18 protein-coding genes are annotated in these 18,303 nt (G+C 67.6%); 4 read left to right on the forward strand and 14 right to left on the reverse strand.

The genetic code is table 11. The annotated features are described in order from the left end of the window. The first annotated feature begins 3 nt into the window (after positions 1 to 3). Complete coding sequence (locus AB7O82_RS05965) at positions 4 to 648, forward strand: hypothetical protein (protein WP_428538767.1); 645 nt, start codon at positions 4 to 6, stop codon at positions 646 to 648. A 75-nt stretch (positions 649 to 723) separates the two neighbouring features. Continuing rightward, positions 724 to 1,554 carry a nucleoside triphosphate pyrophosphohydrolase gene (gene mazG / locus AB7O82_RS05970; RefSeq protein WP_428538769.1) on the forward strand — a complete coding sequence of 277 codons (831 nt, stop codon included), beginning with the start codon at positions 724 to 726 and terminating at the stop codon, positions 1,552 to 1,554. Between the two features lie 88 nt (positions 1,555 to 1,642). Here mazG and AB7O82_RS05975 read toward each other — a convergent pair whose 3' ends face one another. From AB7O82_RS05975 to dusB, 11 genes are all read right to left on the reverse strand, one after another. Further along, positions 1,643 to 2,491, reverse strand: coding sequence for an inositol monophosphatase family protein (locus AB7O82_RS05975; RefSeq protein WP_428538771.1), 849 nt, complete (start codon positions 2,489 to 2,491; stop codon positions 1,643 to 1,645). Between the two features lie 4 nt (positions 2,492 to 2,495). Further along, complete coding sequence (locus AB7O82_RS05980; RefSeq protein WP_428538773.1) at positions 2,496 to 2,783, reverse strand: co-chaperone GroES; 288 nt, start codon at positions 2,781 to 2,783, stop codon at positions 2,496 to 2,498. Positions 2,784 to 2,874: 91 nt separating this feature from the next. Then, the gene (gene hflX, locus AB7O82_RS05985; protein ID WP_428538775.1) at positions 2,875 to 4,260 is read right to left on the reverse strand and encodes a GTPase HflX; all 1,386 of its coding nucleotides are present in this window, start codon (positions 4,258 to 4,260) and stop codon (positions 2,875 to 2,877) included. Continuing rightward, positions 4,247 to 4,495 carry an RNA chaperone Hfq gene (gene hfq / locus AB7O82_RS05990; RefSeq protein WP_020696000.1) on the reverse strand — a complete coding sequence of 83 codons (249 nt, stop codon included), beginning with the start codon at positions 4,493 to 4,495 and terminating at the stop codon, positions 4,247 to 4,249. Before hfq ends, hflX begins: the two co-directional genes overlap by 14 nt. Before the next feature lie 105 nt (positions 4,496 to 4,600). Next, positions 4,601 to 5,257, reverse strand: coding sequence for an HAD family hydrolase (locus AB7O82_RS05995; RefSeq protein WP_428538778.1), 657 nt, complete (start codon positions 5,255 to 5,257; stop codon positions 4,601 to 4,603). Continuing rightward, positions 5,254 to 6,117: a D-amino-acid transaminase gene (locus tag AB7O82_RS06000; protein ID WP_428538780.1), complete on the reverse strand. Its 864-nt coding sequence runs from the start codon at positions 6,115 to 6,117 to the stop codon at positions 5,254 to 5,256. Before AB7O82_RS06000 ends, AB7O82_RS05995 begins: the two co-directional genes overlap by 4 nt. 153 nt (positions 6,118 to 6,270) lie before the next feature. After that, positions 6,271 to 7,677 (reverse strand): sigma-54-dependent transcriptional regulator, encoded by a 1,407-nt coding sequence (locus AB7O82_RS06005; RefSeq protein WP_428618917.1) that lies wholly within the window; start codon positions 7,675 to 7,677, stop codon positions 6,271 to 6,273. Positions 7,678 to 7,711: 34 nt separating this feature from the next. Next, positions 7,712 to 9,943 carry a sensor histidine kinase gene (locus tag AB7O82_RS06010; protein ID WP_428538784.1) on the reverse strand — a complete coding sequence of 744 codons (2,232 nt, stop codon included), beginning with the start codon at positions 9,941 to 9,943 and terminating at the stop codon, positions 7,712 to 7,714. Between the two features lie 4 nt (positions 9,944 to 9,947). Further along, positions 9,948 to 11,426 carry a nitrogen regulation protein NR(I) gene (gene ntrC, locus AB7O82_RS06015; protein WP_428538786.1) on the reverse strand — a complete coding sequence of 493 codons (1,479 nt, stop codon included), beginning with the start codon at positions 11,424 to 11,426 and terminating at the stop codon, positions 9,948 to 9,950. Further along, on the reverse strand, positions 11,423 to 12,535 hold the full coding sequence (locus tag AB7O82_RS06020; protein WP_428538788.1) for a two-component system sensor histidine kinase NtrB: 1,113 nt from the start codon (positions 12,533 to 12,535) through the stop codon (positions 11,423 to 11,425). Before AB7O82_RS06020 ends, ntrC begins: the two co-directional genes overlap by 4 nt. After that, complete coding sequence (gene dusB, locus AB7O82_RS06025) at positions 12,536 to 13,543, reverse strand: tRNA dihydrouridine synthase DusB (RefSeq protein ID WP_428538790.1); 1,008 nt, start codon at positions 13,541 to 13,543, stop codon at positions 12,536 to 12,538. 125 nt (positions 13,544 to 13,668) lie between these two features. On the opposite strand from dusB, the gene AB7O82_RS06030 reads away from it, so the two are divergent. Both AB7O82_RS06030 and AB7O82_RS06035 read left to right on the forward strand, forming a co-directional pair. Beyond that, positions 13,669 to 14,841: a bifunctional 2-C-methyl-D-erythritol 4-phosphate cytidylyltransferase/2-C-methyl-D-erythritol 2,4-cyclodiphosphate synthase gene (locus tag AB7O82_RS06030; RefSeq protein WP_428538792.1), complete on the forward strand. Its 1,173-nt coding sequence runs from the start codon at positions 13,669 to 13,671 to the stop codon at positions 14,839 to 14,841. Positions 14,842 to 14,973: 132 nt separating this feature from the next. Beyond that, positions 14,974 to 15,465, forward strand: coding sequence for a CinA family protein (locus AB7O82_RS06035; protein WP_428538794.1), 492 nt, complete (start codon positions 14,974 to 14,976; stop codon positions 15,463 to 15,465). Here AB7O82_RS06035 and AB7O82_RS06040 read toward each other — a convergent pair. The 3 genes from AB7O82_RS06040 to lpdA are packed head-to-tail and all read right to left on the reverse strand — an operon-like array spanning position 15,425 to position 18,296. Beyond that, positions 15,425 to 15,910 (reverse strand): type II toxin-antitoxin system RatA family toxin, encoded by a 486-nt coding sequence (locus tag AB7O82_RS06040; RefSeq protein ID WP_428538796.1) that lies wholly within the window; start codon positions 15,908 to 15,910, stop codon positions 15,425 to 15,427. The two genes, AB7O82_RS06035 and AB7O82_RS06040, sit on opposite strands and share 41 nt — an antisense overlap. 7 nt (positions 15,911 to 15,917) lie before the next feature. Continuing rightward, positions 15,918 to 16,877, reverse strand: a complete 960-nt coding sequence (lipA, locus tag AB7O82_RS06045) for a lipoyl synthase (protein ID WP_428538798.1) — start codon at positions 16,875 to 16,877, stop codon at positions 15,918 to 15,920. Between the two features lie 6 nt (positions 16,878 to 16,883). Then, positions 16,884 to 18,296: a dihydrolipoyl dehydrogenase gene (gene lpdA, locus AB7O82_RS06050; RefSeq protein ID WP_428538800.1), complete on the reverse strand. Its 1,413-nt coding sequence runs from the start codon at positions 18,294 to 18,296 to the stop codon at positions 16,884 to 16,886. Positions 18,297 to 18,303: the final 7 nt, after the last annotated feature.

Below are 18,303 nucleotides of genomic sequence, written 5' to 3' on the forward strand. Positions count from 1 at the left end.
CGAATGTTCCTGCTGGCGGCGTTGGCCGTCGGACTGGCGCCCGATCGGGCCGCAGCCCAGGAGGCTTTGGACCCCGGCGGGCTGACGTTCCGGGACTTTGCCGTGAACGATAATGGCGCGAGCTTCAACCGGGGTGACCCGATGATCGCCGGCGGCCCCAACCAGGTGTCGTCACGGGTGCTCGGCGTCGATGCGGCCAACGGTCTGGCGCGCGTGCAGTTCGCCTCGATCCGGGTGGACGTCTCCCTGCCGCTCGGCTGGCAGGCCACGGAGGACTGGGAGCGGGGCGTCGCCTACAGCACCGACAAGCGCTTCCGCCTGATCATCTGGCGGGTCGATTTCGCCTTCGAGGGCGCCAAGGACGCCGAGCACTACGCGGCGATGAAGAGCGGCTCGATCCAGGCCCGCCGCCCGACGGTCCAGGCGCGCGCCCGCAAGCTCGGCGATGGCGTCTTCCTGATCGTCTACCAGAACGTCGCCCGGGCGCAGGGCGACAGCGAGGGTCGCACGGTGTTCGACCTGGTGCTGCAGAAGCCCGGGAATCCGAAGGAGGGCATCCTAGTCACCCTGGGCGTGCCCGCAAGCCAGACCGACCGCGGCCTTCGGCTGCTGGCGCTGTTAAAGCAGAATCTACAGATAACATGGTAATATTTTGATGTTTCAATCTTTAATCAATTTGTCATAATGTATATTATACGATAATCGGAGATCGGAAGCGGACCCATGTCAGCCGGACGCCCAACCATAGAATCCCTGCCCGCGGAGCCCCTGGCGCGGCTGCTGGCGGTGATGGCGTGGCTGCGCGATCGCCGGCACGGCTGTCCCTGGGACATCGAGCAGACCTTCCGCACCATCGCGCCGTACACCATCGAGGAGGCCTACGAGGTCGCCGACGCGATTGCGCGCGACGACTTGCCGGCACTCAAGGAAGAGCTCGGCGACCTCCTGCTGCAGGTCGTCTACCACGCCCAGATGGCGCGCGAAGTCGGTGCCTTCGACTTCGCCGACGTCGCCGCCGCCATCGCCGACAAGATGGTCGACCGACATCCGCACGTCTTCGGCGACGCCAAGGTGGCGACCGCCGAGGCCCAGACCGTGTCCTGGGAGGCCCGCAAGGCAGCCGAACGCACGGCCAAGCGAGACGACGCCCGGCCGGCCGGCGCCCTCGACGGGATCGCCCTCGCCCTGCCCGCCCTGCTTCGCGCCGAGAAGATCCAGAAGCGGGCGGCGCGGGTGGGCTTCGACTGGAAGGAAACCGCCCCGGTCATCGACAAGATCGAGGAGGAGCTGGCCGAACTGCGCGCCGAGCTGTCGAAGGGCACGATTGCCCAGGACCGCCTGGTCGACGAACTGGGAGACGTCTTGTTCGCCATCGCCAACCTCGCCCGCCACCTCAAGGTCGATCCCGAGGCGGCTCTGCGGGCGACCAACGACAAGTTCGAGCGGCGTTTCCGCCACATCGAGCGCCGCCTCGCCGAAACCGGCCGCACGCCGGGCGATGCCACCCTGGAGGAGATGGAAGCGCTCTGGCAGGAGGCGAAGATCGGCGTGTAGGTGGCGGCGCTCCCGGCCATGAGCGCCCAGAGCCGATGGAGATTGCTCCGCCTTAGTTAGTGGAAACGGTCCCGGCTTCGATATGACGCTAAGACCCCGCCTCCGCCGTCAGGCTGGCCAGCAGGGGCTGGCGCACCGCGTCGAACAGGCTCCGGGCCTCGGCCAGAATCTCATTGGACGGCGCGGCGATCAGGCCGGCGTTGACCGGCTGCGCCGGGCTGTAGGGTTGGCCGTCGAAGCGCAGCGCGCCACCGCCCGCCTCCGCGAGCATCAGGGTGCCGGCGGCGTGGTCCCATGGCTTGGTCATGCGGTAGAGGCTGAAATCGGCCGTTCCCGCAAGGATGTCGAGGTACTCGTTGCCGGCACAGGCCAGGGTCGACACGCGCCCGAGCCGGCCGCGCTGCGCCGCCGGCAGGCTGCGGTCGAACGTCTTGCGGATCTTGTAGCCGACATAGCCGATCGGCGCGCGATCCATGGCCGGCCGCGCGATCGGCGCGCCGTCCAGAGTGACGCCCTGCCCTCTGACAGCGATCGCCATACGCCCGCGCGGCACGTCGAGAATCCATCCGCCGATCGCCTGTGCATCGCGCACCAAGCAAACGATCATGGCGAACCTGTCCCGGCCGGCGGCGAAGTTCGCCGTGCCGTCCAGCGGATCGACGATCCAGCAGGCCTCGCCGGCGCGGCCGATCAGGTCGACCAGGCCAGGGTCCTCCTCGACCGCCTCCTCGCCGACCACCGGCACGCCGGGCAGGATCTTCGCCAGACCGCTGGCCAGCCTTTGCTCGGACGCGAGGTCGGCCACGGTGACGACGTCGCCCGGCCGCTTGAGGCGGATGTCGTCCTTGGACAACGTGCGAAAACGCGGCAGCAGCTCGGCTGCCGCAATGCTGCGCATCAGCTCGGCGACCCGCTCGGCATCACCGGAGCCGAGCATGGCGTCAGCCGAGGATGCCGAACAGATCCTCTTCCTTCAGGATGACGTGGTCGACGCCATCGAGCTTGACCTCGGTGCCCGACCACTTGCCGTACAGGACCTTGTCGCCGACCTTGACGTCGAGCTGGTGCAAGCTGCCGTCTTCCATGCGCTTGCCTTTGCCGACCGCGATCACCTCGCCCTGCATGGGCTTTTCCTGGGCGGTGTCGGGAATGATGATGCCGGCCTTGGTCTTGGTCTCGGCGGTCATCGGCTTGAGCAGCAGTCGATCGTGCAAGGGCTTGAATTTCATGACGTTTTCCTCGTCTGGAACGGGCTGCTTATAGGGAGCGCCGGCGCGTTGTGTCAACGCGCCAGTCGTTGACCGGTCGATGCCCGACCCGTCAATGCTCGACCGGTCGCTGCTCCACCAGCCGACGTTCGAGCTGCGCCGAGGCGGCCGGATCGAGCGCCACCGTCAGGCGGGCGAGGTCGCCGTCGTCGTGCCGGCTGCGGACTTCGCCGTGCCGGTAGAGCCAGGCAATGGTGGCGCCGTCGCTGAGCGGCACCGCCACCTCGCGCGTCTCGCTGGCGCGGCCGAGGATGTCGCCGATCGCCTCGAGCAATGCCTCGACGCCCTCCCCGGTTGCCGCCGAGACGGGATACTGGCGGGCGCGCTCGGCGCCGGTCGCGCAGCGCGCCTCCAGGGTCTCGCGCCTCTCGTCGGTCAGGGCATCGATCTTGTTCAGGGCCTCGATCATCGGCCGGCTCTCCGCCCCCTCCTCGCTCACGCCGAGCTCGTGCAGCACTGCCTCGACGTCGAGTCGCTGGCGCTCGCTGTCGGGATGGGAGATGTCGCGCACGTGGACGATCAGGTCGGCTTCGATGACCTCCTCGAGGGTCGCGCGGAACGCCGCGACCAGGTGCGTCGGCAGGTCGGAAACGAAGCCCACCGTATCGGAGATCACGCAGCCCTGTCCGTTGGGCAGCTTGATGGCGCGCATCGTCGGATCGAGCGTCGCGAACAGCAGGTCCTTGGCCATGACCTCGGCACCGGACAGGCGGTTGAACAGCGTCGACTTGCCGGCATTGGTGTAGCCGACCAGCGCTACTGTGGGCAGACGGGCCTTGCGGCGGCCGGCTCGATTGACGGAGCGCGTCCGGCGCACGCCCTCGAGGTCGCGCTTGATGCGCACGATGCGCTCGCCGATCAGGCGGCGGTCGATCTCGATCTGCGATTCGCCGGGGCCGCCCAGGAAGCCGAAGCCGCCGCGCTGGCGCTCGAGGTGGGTCCACGAACGCACCAGCCGGCCGCGCTGGTAGTCGAGCGCGGCGAGCTCGACCTGAAGACGGCCTTCGTGGGTGCGCGCGCGCGCGCCGAAGATTTCCAGGATCAGGCCCGTGCGATCGATGACCTTGGCCTGCCACGCCTTCTCGAGATTGCGCTGCTGCACCGGCGTGAGCTTGTCGTCGACGATGACGAGCCCGATCGCCTGCTCCTCCACCGCCTCGCGCAGGCGTTCCACGACACCCTTGCCGAGCAGGGTGGCGGGCGTCGGTCGGCGCAGGGGCACCGCCTCGGCCAAGCGGACGTCGAGATCGATCGCGCGCGCCAGGCCGACGGCCTCGGCCAGCCTCGTCTCGCGGTCCCGCCCCTCGCCGCGCGTGCCGGTCGCAACCGGACAGACGACCGCCGCCACCGTCGCCGGCCGTGTAGTATCGACCGGCCTGCGTCTCTGACCGTTGAGCTGCTCTTTGCCTTGATCTTCGTCCAAATCAGCCTGCTGCATCGGCTTTATCGCCGTCGAACAGCTGCACCGGCGTCACCGGCATGATGGTCGAGATCGCGTGCTTGTAGACGAGCTGTGAATGGCCATCGCGGCGCAGCAGGACGGAGAAATTGTCGAACCAGGTTACGATCCCCTGCAATTTGACGCCGTTCACCAGAAAGATCGTGACGGGCGTCTTGTTCTTGCGAAGGTGGTTCAGGAAGACGTCCTGAACATTCTGTGCCTTCTCGCTCATGTTCTTGGCCTCTTGTTGGGCAGCCGGCCACCGTGAGGGTGCCTGTTCGAAGGGTGCAGGCCAGGACCTGCGACCGAGTTCAGCGGAATATAGGGGACGAACGGTTCAAAGCAATGCCGCAAGCTCATGACAATTGCGTGCCCGCAGCCTGGGCGGGTGGCTCAGGAACATCTCCGACAGCGCCTCCGGCCCCCCGACGAGCACAGGAAGGCAGCCCGCCGCGTGAGCACATTTCAGGTCTGCCGGGGTGTCGCCGACCATCCATACCGTCTCGTCCGGGGCAATTCCCGTGCCGTCGAGCGCCCTGAAGATCGGGTCGGGCGCCGGCTTGTCGCGCAGGCAGTCGCGGGCGCCTACCGCGCGCGATATCCACCGCTGCCAGCCGAGATGTGCCAGCTCGGTGCGCAGGTTGTCGCCCACCTTGTTGCTGACGACGGCGACGTAGCAGCCGAGGTCCTGGCAGCGCGCCAGCAGGTCGTCCGCGCCGGGCAGCGGCTGCAGGCGCTGCAGATGGATGCGATGGAAGGTTTCGTAGAAGACCGTCTCGGCCTCGCCGGCGCGCTCACCGAACAGGCTGGGGAAAACGTCGCGCAGCGAGCCGTGCGCCCGGGCGCGCACCTCGTTGGCCGTCCACGGAGCGAGGCCAAGCGTGGTGAACGTATCATGATAACACTCGACGATCGTCGGCCAGGTGTCGACCAGGGTGTTGTCCCAGTCGAACAGAAGGGCGCGCGGTCGCGCCTGTCGCTCCGCCAGCGTCACGTGACCGCCTCGCCCGAGGCGCAAAACCGCACGTATTCCTCGCGCAGCCGGCGGGCAGTCGGGCCGACCCGGCCGTCGCCCACGGGGACGCCGTCGATCTTGACCACAGGCGTCACGAAGGACGTAGCGCTGGTGATGAATGCCTCCTTGGCTTTCTTGGCCTCGGCCAGCGTGAAGGGACGCTCGACCAGCTTGAGCTGCAGCGCGCCGGCAAGCGACTTCAGGGTATGGCGGGTGATCCCGGCCAGGATGCCGTGGTCGGTCTGGCGGGTCACCAGCTCGTCGTCCTTGGTGACGATCCAGGCATTCGTCGAGGCGCCCTCGGTGACCCTACCCTCGCCGTCCACCATCCAGGCCTCGAACGCGCCGCTCTCGCGGGCTGCCTGCTTGGCGAGCACGTTGGGCAGCAGCGCGACAGTCTTGATGTCGCAACGCGCCCAGCGGATGTCCGGCGTGGTCTTCACCGCGACACCCTGCCCGGGATCGGCTTCGGCACGCTTGCGATGCTGGGTCGTGATGACCAGCGCGGGCTTCACCGGCTTGCTCGGGAAGGCGTGATCGCGGCGGGCCACGCCACGCGTGACCTGCATGTAGATCAGCCCGTCGCGCAGCCGGTTGCGGCGCATCAGCTCGCGCAGGATGAAGCCCAGGACCGGGCGCGAGACCGGCCAGGCGATGCGCAGCTCGCTGAGCGAGCGGTCGAGGCGGTCGATGTGCGGCGTCTCGTCGATCAACCTGCCGTCGCGCACGCCCACGACCTCGTAGACGCCATCCGACAGCTGATATCCGCGATCCTCGATATGGACGTGGGCCTCGCGGTGATCGACGTAGCGTCCATTTACATACGCATAGCGCGCCATGGCCAACTCCAGCGACTGGGCACATTCCGATGGGTGAAGGGGTCATGGTCTTCCGGACCGCGGGCGTCTCGCCCGCTCATGATGATGATGAGCGGGCGAAACGCCCGCGGTCCGGAAGACCACGCGGGCGACTCCATCGACATGAAAATCACTCTACACGGTAGCGGGCTCACCGCGCTCGTCGCCGCCGCCATGGAGCCCCAGTGATTTCAGCTTGCGATGCAGCGCTGACCGCTCCATCCCCACGAAGGTGGCGGTGCGCGAGATGTTGCCGCCGAAGCGAGTCACCTGGGCCAGCAGGTATTCGCGCTCGAATACCTCGCGGGCGTCGCGCAGGGGCAGCTGCATGATCTCGCCGCCCTTCTCCCAGCGCAGAACCGACGGCGCGTCCTCGCTGACGTCGCTCGGCAAGACATCCGCACGGATCGGCCCGCCGCCCGCGGGCGCCAGAATCAGCAGGCGTTCGATGACGTTGCGCAGCTGCCGCACGTTGCCCGGCCAGTCGTGGCCCTGCAGCGCGGCCAGCGTGTCCTCGCCGATGATGCGCGACGCCAGGCCGGTGGCATCGGCCACGCGCTTCAGGAGATCGGCCGCCAGCTCCGGGATGTCCTCGCGTCGCTCGCTGAGCGACGGCACGCGCAGCGCCACCACGTTCAGGCGATGGAAAAGCTCCTCGCGAAAGTTTCCGGCGGCGCTCTCTTCCTGCAGCGCATGAGCGGTCGAGGCGAGGACGCGCACGTCGACCTCGACCCGCGTCTTGCCGCCGTTGCGCGTGAACGACTGCTCCTGCAGCACGCGGGCCAGCCGGCTTTGCAGCGGCAGGGGCAGGTCGGCGACCTCCTTCAGCACGAGGGTGCCGCCGTGCGCCATCTCGAAGGCACCGGTGACCCGCAGGGCGTCGTTCGCGCTCTCGCCGTCCGTGCCGAACAGCTCGAGCTCCAGGCGTTCGGCCGGCAATGCCGAGCAATTGACGACGACGAACGGTCCGTCGGCCCGCCGGGATCCCTGGTGGATCAGCCGCGCCACTGTTTCCTTGCCGGAGCCCGAGGCGCCGGAGATCAGAACCCTGCTGCCGGTTTGCGCCACGCGCTCGATCTGGGAGCGCACGCTGGCAGCCGCGCTCGATGAGCCGACGAAAGTGACCTCGCCGCCGGCGCGGCGCCGCAGCGTGGCGTTCTCCCGACGCAGACGATCCGCCTCGATCGCCCGATCGACGACCAGCAGCAGCCGGTCGGCCTTGAAGGGCTTCTCGATGAAGTCGTAGGCGCCGGTCTTGATGGCCGACACGGCGGTATCGATCGTGCCGTGGCCGCTGATCATCACCACCGGCACCGGAGGGTCCTCGCGGCGAATGATCTCCAGGATCTGCAAGCCGTCGAGCTCGCTGCCCTGCAGCCATACATCGAGAATCACCAGCGACGGCCGGCGCTGACGCACGGCGTCGATCGCCTCGGTGCTGTTGTGGGCACGGCGCGCGGTGTGCCCCTCGTCCTCGAGGATGCCGGCGATCAGTGTGCAGATGTCGCGCTCGTCGTCGACGATGAGAATGTCGTGGCCCATGACTCTTCAAGCTGTCCGCAATGTCTTCGGCGGATCATTGTGCGGCCGTCGCATGCGAGCGTGCCGACGCGATTTCCTTCGCGTCACGCCGAAATACCAGACTGACGCGCGCCCCGCCACCCTCGCGATCATCGAGGGCGAGCAGGCCGCCATGGTCCTCCATGATCTTCTTGACGATGGCGAGGCCGAGACCGGTGCCCTTGGTGCGCGTCGTCATGTACGGCTCGGTGAGCCGTTCGCGCCCCTGCTTGGGCAGCCCCTTGCCATTGTCCTCGACGACGACCCGTACGGTGGAGCCGTCGTCGCGCAGGGTCAGGGTGATTTCGCCGGGCGGCAACGTCTGGCCGGGTGGAGCGTCCCTGCCCTCGATCGCCTCGGCGCCATTCTTCAGGATGTTGGTCAGCACCTGTGCCAGCTGGCGGCGATCGCAATTGAGCGGCACCGGGTGGTCGGGCAGGGTCGACACGTAGCGAATGTCGGGATTGCCGTTGCGTTGCAGGAAAAGCGCCTGCTGGCAGAGCTGCTTGGCGTCCTCGGTCTGAACCGTCGGCCTGGGCATGCGGGCGAACGAGGAGAACTCGTCGACCATACGGCCGATGTCGCCGACCTGGCGGATGATCGTGTCGGTGCAGATCGAGAAGGTCTCGGGATCCTCCTTGATCTGCTTCAGGTAGCGGCGCTTCAGACGCTCGGCCGAAAGCTGGATCGGCGTCAGGGGGTTCTTGATCTCGTGGGCGATGCGCCGCGCCACGTCGCCCCACGCCGCCATGCGTTGGGCCGACATGAGGTCGGTCACGTCGTCGAAGGTGACGACGGCGCCGGCGTCCGACGCGGCGCTGATGCGCACCAGCAGGATGCGGCGCGTGCCGCGCTGCAGGATCTCGACCTGGCCCTGGGTGACCCGGTCCGGCCGTTCGGCCGCCTGTTCCGTCAGCGGGCCGAGCTCGGGCATCAGGCTGGTCAACGACCGGCCGATCACGCCGTCCTCAGGCAGGGCCAGGAGCTCGAGCGCCGATCGGTTGCTGCGCGTCACGATGCCGGCGGTGTCCACGCTCAGCACGCCCGCCGAGACGCCGGCCAGTACGGCGTCGGTGAGGCGGCGCCTTGTGTCCAGCTCCTTGTTGGCATCGACCAATTCGCCGCGCTGCTGTTCGATCTGGCTGGCCATGCGGTTGAACGATCGCGCGAGCTGGCCCAGCTCGTCGTCGGGCGGCCCCTCCTCGACGCGCGCCGTCAGGTCGCCGCCGCGCACCCGTTCGGCAGCCGACATCAGGCCGCCGATCGGCTCGGTGAGACGGGTGGCGAACAGGATCGCAAGCCACACGGCGGCCAGCAGCATCAGGAAGGCGATCGCTCCGCAGACCAGAAGGATGATGAGCTGGCCGCGCTGCATCCTCTGCTCGATCTCGGCATAGAACGACCCGGCAAACTCGATCTTCTTGATGTAATCGACGACCCGCAGGTCGACGGCGTGGCCGGTGACGAGGAAGTACGGCTCGCCGAGGAACAGCTGCATCACGAAATAGGCGCCGGTCGGCGATTCCATCTCGACGGGACCATTCCGATTGACCGCCCGCCACAGCGTCTGGGCCGGCGGCACCGGATTGGCAAGCCCCTCCGCTCCCTGCGCAACCGCGCGCGCGACGAGGCCATCGTTGGCATGGACAATGACCGCCTCGATCATCGGCCGGCCTTCGAGCAGCCGCTGCATCATGCGGGTCAAGGTCTCGACGTCGCCGAAGCCGTCGACCCCGACGCCCTGCAAGGGTCCGGAGATCGCGCCGATATCGCGGAGGATCTCCTCCTCGCGCGCCTGGCGCACCGGCTCGCCGATCGTCCGCGCCGCATCGTACGAGTCCTTGGCGGGCCCGACCACGTAGTCGGTGAGGCTGGTGACCAGCAGTGACAGGAAGACGGCGATGATCAGGGTCGGCGTGATGGTGAAGATGCTGCACACCAGCACCAGCCGCATATGCAGGCGAGAGCCGGCTGCTCCACGTCGCCGATCCAGCCAGAGCTGGGTCAGGCGCACCGCCAGCACGGCCAGCAGCGCCACCGCGATCAGAAGATCGGCGACCAGGAGACCGGTGATCCAGCCGGGCGTGTTGAACGCCGCCGGCACGAAGCCGGCCAGCCACATGTAGGTCGCCGCCCCGGCCAGCAGCGCCAGGACACCCAGCGACACGGCCGCGGCCCGCCCGCCGAGCCCGCGGCGGACTGCATTGGTGAAGACGCCCAAGCGCGAAACGCCCAGCGCAGCTGTCAACAGATCACCCGCCTCGGCGAACCTGCGGCGTGCGCACCACGGGGACGTCGAGGTCCTTTATCTTCTTTCGCAACGTATTGCGATTGAGCCCCAGGAGGCGGGCCGCGCGCAACTGATTCCCGCGTGTCGCGCCGAGCGCCAGCGAGAGCAGCGGCCGTTCGACCTCAGAAATGACACGATCGTACATGCCGTCAGGCGGCAGGTGATCGCCGTGGGCGGCGAACAGCGCCTGCAGATGGCGATCGACCGCGTCGGCCAGCGACAGGTCCGCGGCATTGACGTCGCTCGCTGGCGCACCAGGATCGGCGGCGGCGACCGCATCAGCCAGCTCGGCCTCGACCGTCTCGACGCCGATGACTTCCTCGGAATAGAGCGCCGAGAGCCGGCGGACGAGGTTGACCAGCTCCCGCACGTTGCCCGGCCAGCGATGCTGCTTCAGCCGTGCCATCGCCTCGGGCGACAGCACCTTGACCGGCAGGCCGTCGGCGCTGGCCGCCCGCAGGTAGTGGTTGGCGAGCTCGGGAATGTCGTCGAGCCGCTCGCGCAGGGGCGGTAGCCTGATCGGAACGACATTCAGCCGATAGAACAGATCCTCGCGGAACAGCCCCTGATTGATCAGGCGGCGCAGATCGCGATGGGTGGCGGCGACGATGCGCACGTTCGCCTTGATCGGCGTGCGGCCGCCGACCGTCATGTACTCGCCTTCCTGGAGCACGCGCAGCAGGCGGGTCTGCGCCTCGGGCGGCATGTCGCCGATCTCGTCGAGGAACAGCGTTCCCCCGGAGGCCTGCTCGAACTTGCCGGCCGAGCGCTGGACGGCGCCGGTGAAGGCGCCACGCTCGTGGCCGAACAGCTCGCTCTCGATCAGCTCGCGCGGGATCGCCGCCATGTTGAGGGCGACGAAGGGGCCCTTGCGGCGCTTGCCGTAGTCGTGCAGCGCGCGCGCCACCAGCTCCTTGCCGGCACCCGATTCGCCTGTGACCATCACCGTGAGATCGGTCGACATCAGGCGCGCCAGTGCCCGGTAGATCTCCTGCATCGCCGGGGAACGGCCGATCAGGGGAAGGCGCTCGCCTTCCTCCTGGGGCTGGAGGGTGCGCGCCATCGAGGCGGCCGGCGCCGACAGAGCGCGATTCACCACCGAGATCAGCTCGTTGAGGTCGAACGGCTTGGGCAGATACTCGAAGGCGCCGCGCTCGTTGGCGCGCACGGCAGTCAACAAGGTCGACTGGGCGCTCATGACGATGATGCGCAGGTCGGGCCGGAGCTTGCGGATGCGGGGCACCAGATCGAGGCCGTTCTCGTCCGGCATGACCACGTCGGTAATGACGAGCTGCCCCTCCCCCTCCTGCACCCATTGCCAAAGCGTGGCGGCCGCGCCGGTGCTGCGCACATTGTGGCCCTGCCGGCCGAGCGCCTGGTGCAGAACCGTACGGATCGCCCGGTCGTCGTCGGCGACCAGGATGGTGGCGGGGGTGCTCATGACGTGCCCTGGGGAAACTGCAACGGCAACATGACCCTGAATACCGTGCGGCCGGGCTCGCTCTCGAACTCGATGGCCCCGCCGTGGTCGTTGATGATCTTGGCCACCAAAGCAAGACCCAGGCCGGTTCCGGTCGGTTTGTTCGTAACAAAAGCGTCAAAAAGGTGGGCCCGGATCTCCTCGGGCACGCCCCCGCCGTTGTCGCGGACGGACACCACCAGGGGCAGGTTCACCTTGGCCTGCTGGCCGGGCACGGCCAGCCGCAGGCCGTGCCGGTAGGCTGTGGACAACTCGATTTCCCTGTCGCCGTCACCTGGCACCTCGCAGGCGTTCTTCACCAGATTGAGGAAGACCTGGATGAGCTGGTCGCGGTCGCCGTGAACATCCGGCAGCGACGGATCGTAGGTCTCGATGAAGCGCACGCCCTTGCCGAAGCCGTTCTGGGCAATGCGGCGGACGTGGTTCAGCACTTGGTGAATGTTGATCGGGCCACGCTCGATCGGCCGGCCGTCGGCGAATGCCTCCATGCGGTCGACCAGGGCGACGATACGGTCAGTCTCCTCGCAGATCAGCCGGGTCAGCTCGCGCTCGGAATCGGCGACCGACTGCTCGATCAGCTGGGCTGCGCCGCGAATGCCGGACAGCGGGTTCTTGACCTCGTGCGCCAGCATGGCCGCGAGCGCGCTCACCGAGCGTGCTGCACTGCGGTGCGACATCTGACGATCGATATTGCGGGCAATCGTCTGCTCGACCAGCGACACCGCGACGAGGCCGTCGCTGTCGACGACCGGCGACAGGCGGAGCGCGCAGAACCGGTTGCCGATGCGCGGCGAGACGAGCGTGACGCCATTCTCCGCCACCGCCCCGCCGGTCGCGATCACCTGTTCCAGCAGCGAGAACAGCGGCGCGTCCTCCGGCATGAACTCGCTGAGCGGATGGGCAATCAGGCGCGCCCTTCCGACGCCGAAGAACTGCTCGGCAGAGAGGTTCGCGTAGTGGATCAGTCCGCTGGCGTCGACGACGACGACGGCTTCGGACAGCGAGTCGAGGATCGCGGTCGGGAACTGTCCGCCCAGCGCTGCCGTCCTCTTCAGGGGATGAACGGTCATCTAGGCCGCCTGCCGATCGAGCGCGGGCAGGAAGAAGGCGGCCAGCATGGCACGCACCCTGTTCGCGTCGGCTTCACGATTCACCGCGGCTCGGAAATCAGCCGATGCGGGCAGACCCTTCGAATACCAGCTCAGATGCTTGCGGGCCATGCGCACGCCCGTGTCCTCGCCGTAGTGGGACAGCATGGCCTCGAAATGTTGGCGCACGATCGCGTACTGCTCGGCCAGGGTCGGATCCTCGGTCCTCTGGCCAGTGCGCAGATAGTGGATCACCTGATTGAGGAACCAGGGGCGTCCATAGGCGCCGCGCCCAATCATAACGCCGTCGGCTCCCGACTGGGTGAGCGCCTGGTCAACCGCCTCGAGGCTGTCGATGTCGCCATTGACGATGACCGGCAGGCGGGTCGCAGCCTTGACGTTGGCGATGAACTGCCAATCGGCGTGGCCGTCGTAGAACTGGCATCGCGTGCGGCCATGCACGGTCAGCATCCTGATGCCGCACGCCTCGGCGATGCGCGCCAAGCCGGGCGCATTGCGGCTTTTCTCGTCCCAGCCGGTGCGCATCTTCAGCGTGACCGGCAGCTTAACCGCTTTCACCGTCGCCTCGAGGATCTTTGCGGCATGGACCTCGTCGCGCATCAGCGAGGAGCCGGCGTGGCCGTTCACAACCTTCTTTACAGGGCAGCCGAAATTGATGTCGATCAGGGCCGCACCGCGATCCTCGTTCAGCTTGGCCGCCTCGGCCATCGTGTCGGGCTCGCAGCCCGCGAGTTGGACCGCCATCGGAAACTCCTCCGGCGAATTCTGCACCATCAGGAGGGTCTTGCGGTTCTCGCGGACCATGGCCGCCGAGGCGATCATCTCCGACACGACCAGACCCGCACCGCCTTGCTTGACGAGGCGGCGGAACGGCATGTCGGTGACACCCGACATCGGCGCCAGGATCACGGGATCTTCCAGGCGAACCGGGCCGATGTCGATGGGCTGTAGGCGAGGAGTGCAGTCCATGTCGTGTGGTCAACAAGTAGGCATCTTGTGCAGTGCACAATAATTAATCGAGCAATAGCGGGTCCCGGCCCCGGGTGCAAGCGTTCGCCGTGCGCCAGACATGCGCCGATGATAACTAGGCATCCGTGCTGACCTGTACCGCTCTGATCGTCGCCGGGGGCCGGGGCACCCGCTTTGGCGGCCTACTGCCCAAGCAATATGCCCTATTTGAGGGCGAATCCGTGCTCCGCCGGTCCGTCCTGGCGTTCCGCGACGTGCCGGGGATCGACCGCCTGCAAGTCGTGATCGGCCATGAGGACGACGCCCGCTATGGGGCGGCCGTCGGTGATCTCGGCCTGTCACCGCCGGTGCGGGGTGGCGCCAGCCGCCAGCATTCCGTACTGAACGGGCTCGAGGCCCTGGCCGACGACCCTCCCCACCTCGTGGCGGTACACGATGCCGCCCGCCCCTTCGTGAGGCCGGCTGACATTGCAGCCTGCCTCGCCGCCCTGGGTGATCCTGTCGTCGATGGCGCCGTTCTCGGCGTGCCACTTGCTGACACGTTGAAGCGCACCGATGACGGCGGAGTCATCACCGGCACGGTGCCGCGCGGCGGCCTGTGGCGTGCGCAAACGCCCCAGGTCTTCCGGTTCCGTCCCCTGCTCGACGCACACCGCGCGGCGGCAACGCTGGCCGCCAGCGAGGGCACGGCGCTGACCGACGACGCCGCAGTGGCGGAACGCGCCGGCCTGCGGGTTGTCATGGTTCGAGGCCACGAGGACAATCGCAAGATCACCACCGCCGACGACCTCGATGTGACCTCGATCATGGAAACCCGCACGGCCTTCGGCTTCGATGTTCATGGCTTCGGCCCCGGCGAGTCGGTGACCCTGGGCGGAGTGGTCATCGCGCACGTCCGCGGACTGGTCGGCCATTCCGACGCCGACGTTGCACTTCATGCGCTCACCGATGCCATTCTGGGCACCATCGGCGCCGGCGACATCGGCATGCACTTCCCGCCATCCGATCCGCAGTGGCGCGGCGTGTCCTCCGATCGCTTCCTGCACCACGCCGTCGGACTGCTGCAGGCAGCCGGCGGGCGTATCGTGCATCTCGACGTCACCCTGATCTGCGAGGCGCCGCGCATCGGGCCGCATCGCCAGGCCATGGTCGACGCCATCGCCCGCATCACTGGCGTCGAGCCCGGCCGCGTGAGCGTCAAGGCGACGACCACCGAGGGGCTGGGCTTTACCGGCCGACGCGAGGGCATTGCCGCTCAGGCTGTCGCAACGATAGAGATGCCGAAGGCACGGCCCTGAGAGCTCATGGCTGGGAGCGCGCCACTCCGATGGCGCTCATGGGATTTGCAATCAACAGGAAGAGCGCCATCGGAGTGGCGCTCTTCCAGCCATGAACGCTCGCGGTCCAGAAGAGACTAAAGAGGAAGGACGATGTTCGATCACGAAATGAGGGATGCGGCCGATCGCGTGCTGCAGGCGTGCCGCCGGCGCGGGCTCAAGGTGGTGACTGCCGAATCCTGCACGGGCGGCCTCATTGCCGCGACGCTGACGGCCATTGCCGGCTCGTCCGACGTCGTCGAGCGCGCTTTCGTCACCTACGCCAACGAAGCCAAGCGCGAGATGCTGGGCGTCCCGTGGGACGCCCTGCTGGGACATGGCGCGGTGAGCGAGCCCGTGGCGCGCGCCATGGCCGCAGGCGCCCTCGCCCGCTCCGCGGCCGACATCGCCGTTTCAGTGACGGGTGTAGCCGGTCCCGGCGGTGGCTCGCCCGACAAGCCCGTCGGGCTGGTTCATTTGGCGGCGGTGCGCGCGGGCCACGATCCTGTCGTCGAGCGGCACGTCTTCCCGGGAGACCGCGACGCGATCCGCCGGGTCTCCGTCCTCACGGCGCTTGCGATGCTGGCCGCACTGGCCGAGCGCTAGGCCTGCCATAGAGTTGCGCGGCGCGGGCTTCGAAGGCCGCTACCATGCGGCGGACGGCTTCGGCGAACAGCAACCTGACTGTCTGCTGCAGCAGCATCGAGCGGAACTCGAACTCGAGCTCGAACTCGATCTCCGTGCCGTCGGCGTGCGGATGAAAGGTCCATCGGCTTGCCAGCCGGCGGAACGGGCCCTCGATGCCGGTCGTCTCGATGCGCGGCCCGTCCACGCGATCCGGCGCCAGCTCGACGCGCGACACGAAGCGCTCGTGGAGGGGGCCGAAGCCGATCGCCAGCTCGGCAATCTCGGTCTGATCCTTGCGGCTGCGCACTCGCGCCGCCTGGCACCACGGCAGGAATTCGGGGTAGCGGCGCACGTCGGCCACCAGATCGAACAGCTGCAGCGGCGCGTAGGCCACCACCCTGCGCTCGGCATGGCGAGTCAGCACGTCGCGGTCAGCCCCTGAGACGGTCGACGCGGGCGGCCCTCAGACGCGCGAAATCGTCGCCGGCGTGATAGCTCGACCGGGTCAGCGGTGACGCGGACACCATGAGGAAGCCCTTGGCGCGCGCCAGCACGGCCAGCTCATAGAACTCGTCCGGTGCCCAGAAGCGATCCAGCGGCGCATGCTTGGGCGTCGGCTGCAAATACTGCCCGACAGTGAGGAAATCGACGTCGGCGGCGCGCAGATCGTCCATCACCTGCAGGATTTCCTCGCGCGATTCCCCCAGGCCGACCATGAGGCCGGACTTGGTGAAGCTCGACGGATCTATTTCCTTCACGCGCGAGAGCAGGCGCAAGGAGGCGAAGTAACGCGCACCGGGCCGGATGGTCGGATAGAGACGTGGCACGGTCTCGAGATTGTGGTTGAACACGTCCGGCCGCGCCGCGGCTACGATCTCGACCGCGCCGTCCTTGCGCAGGAAATCGGGCGTCAGCACCTCGATGGTCGTGTGGGGCGCCGCCTGGCGCAGGGCGCTGATGACCGCGGCAAAATGCGCTGCCCCGCCGTCGGGCAGATCGTCACGGTCGACCGAAGTCACCACGACATGGCCGAGTCCGAGTTTGCCGACTGCCTCGGCAATATTTGCCGGCTCGTGCGGATTGAGGGCGCCCGGCTTGCCGGTGGCGACATTGCAGAAGGCGCAGGCGCGCGTGCAGGTGTCGCCCATGATCATGAAGGTCGCGTGCTTCTGCTTCCAGCACTCGCCGATATTGGGGCACGCCGCCTCCTCGCACACCGTGGCGAGCCCGTACTGGCGCATCAGGCGCCGCGTCTCGGCATACTCGGGCGAACTGGGCGCGCGAACGCGGATCCACGGCGGCTTGCGTGGAATCGGATTGTCCGGACGGTGCGCCTTCTCGGGATGGCGCTCGGCCCGGCTCAGCGGAACCTTGTCGAGAGAGCCTTCCATCACTGCCTAGATATGGAGGGTCCGGCCGTAAGCTGCCAGTACCGACTCGTGCATCATTTCCGACAGGGTCGGATGCGGGAACACCGTGGCCATCAGCTCGGCCTCGGTCGTCTCCAGCGTCTTGGCGACGCTGTAGCCCTGGATCAGTTCGGTGACCTCCGCGCCGATCATGTGGGCACCCAGCAGCTCGCCGGTCCTGGCGTCGAACACCGTCTTGATGAAGCCCTCGGGTTCGCCGAGAGCGATCGCCTTGCCGTTGCCGATGAAGGGAAATTTTCCCACCTTGACCTGCAGGCCCTTGGCCTTGGCGGCGGCCTCGGTGAGGCCGATGCTCGCGACCTGGGGCTGGCAGTAGGTGCAGCCCGGGATGTTGTTGGTGTTCATCGGGTGCACGCCTTTGACGCCGGCGATCTTCTCGACCACCAGCACGCCCTCGTGCATCGCCTTGTGCGCCAGCCACGGCGGGCCCGCCACGTCGCCGATGGCGTAGACATTGGGCTCGCCGGTGAAGCCCCAGGCATCGATCACGATGTGGGTCTTCTCGACTTTGACCTTGGTGTCTTCGAGGCCGAGATTCTCGACGTTGCCGACGATGCCGACAGCGCTGATCACGCGATCGACCGTGATCTCCTGGCTCTTGCCGCCGGCGGTGATGGTGGCCGTCACCTTGTCGTTGGCCTTCTTGAGATTGCCGACCGTGGCGCCGGTCAGGATCTTCATGCCCTGCTTCTCGAAGGCGCGCTTGGCGAAGGCCGACACCTCCTCGTCCTCGACCGGCAGGATGCGATCGACGACCTCGGCGACCGTCACCTCGCACCCCATGGTGCGATAGAAGCTCGCGAACTCGATGCCGATCGCGCCCGAGCCGATCACCAGCAAAGACTTGGGGAAGTCCGGCGGCACCATGGCTTCCTTGTAGGTCCACACCAGCTTGCCGTCCGACTCGAGGCCAGGAAGCTGGCGGGCACGCGCGCCGGTCGCCAGGATCACGTTCTTGGCGGTGAGCGTGACGTTGCTCTTGTCGTTCATCGCCACGGCGAGCTTGCGCTGCCCACCGTCCGAGCCGGCGAGCTTGGCGCTGCCGTCGAACACGGTGATCTTGTTCTTGCGCATCAGTCCCTTGACGCCGTTGCTGAGCTGGCCCGCCACCTTGCGTGAGCGTTCGACGATCTTCTTCGGATCGTAGGCGACATCCTTGACCGACAGGCCGAAGGACTCGGCATGCTTGATCAGGCTGTAGACTTCCGATGTGCGCAGCAGGGCCTTGGTCGGGATGCAGCCCCAGTTGAGGCATATGCCGCCCATGTGCTCGCGCTCGACGACAGCGGTTTTCATACCGAGCTGGGCGGCGCGGATCGCGGCGACGTAACCGCCCGGCCCGCCACCGACCACGATGATGTCGAAGTTCGTCTCGGCCATCGTGCGC

It is taken from the genome of Reyranella sp., assembly GCF_050185545.1.
Lineage (GTDB): Bacteria > Pseudomonadota > Alphaproteobacteria > Reyranellales > Reyranellaceae > Reyranella.

Coding starts and splice junctions, on each gene's coding strand:
- hflX (WP_428538775.1), bottom strand. CDS start 4,260: ATGCAGCAGGCTGATTTGGACGAAGATCAAGGCAAAGAGCAGCTCAAC.
- AB7O82_RS06035 (WP_428538794.1), top strand. CDS start 14,974: ATGTTCGATCACGAAATGAGGGATGCGGCCGATCGCGTGCTGCAGGCG.
- ntrC (WP_428538786.1), bottom strand. CDS start 11,426: ATGAGCACCCCCGCCACCATCCTGGTCGCCGACGACGACCGGGCGATC.
- lipA (WP_428538798.1), bottom strand. CDS start 16,877: ATGGAAGGCTCTCTCGACAAGGTTCCGCTGAGCCGGGCCGAGCGCCAT.
- AB7O82_RS05980 (WP_428538773.1), bottom strand. CDS start 2,783: ATGAAATTCAAGCCCTTGCACGATCGACTGCTGCTCAAGCCGATGACC.
- dusB (WP_428538790.1), bottom strand. CDS start 13,543: ATGGACTGCACTCCTCGCCTACAGCCCATCGACATCGGCCCGGTTCGC.
- mazG (WP_428538769.1), top strand. CDS start 724: ATGTCAGCCGGACGCCCAACCATAGAATCCCTGCCCGCGGAGCCCCTG.
- AB7O82_RS06000 (WP_428538780.1), bottom strand. CDS start 6,117: ATGGCGCGCTATGCGTATGTAAATGGACGCTACGTCGATCACCGCGAG.
- AB7O82_RS06005 (WP_428618917.1), bottom strand. CDS start 7,677: ATGGGCCACGACATTCTCATCGTCGACGACGAGCGCGACATCTGCACA.
- lpdA (WP_428538800.1), bottom strand. CDS start 18,296: ATGGCCGAGACGAACTTCGACATCATCGTGGTCGGTGGCGGGCCGGGC.
- AB7O82_RS05965 (WP_428538767.1), top strand. CDS start 4: ATGTTCCTGCTGGCGGCGTTGGCCGTCGGACTGGCGCCCGATCGGGCC.
- hfq (WP_020696000.1), bottom strand. CDS start 4,495: ATGAGCGAGAAGGCACAGAATGTTCAGGACGTCTTCCTGAACCACCTT.
- AB7O82_RS05975 (WP_428538771.1), bottom strand. CDS start 2,491: ATGCTCGGCTCCGGTGATGCCGAGCGGGTCGCCGAGCTGATGCGCAGC.
- AB7O82_RS06020 (WP_428538788.1), bottom strand. CDS start 12,535: ATGACCGTTCATCCCCTGAAGAGGACGGCAGCGCTGGGCGGACAGTTC.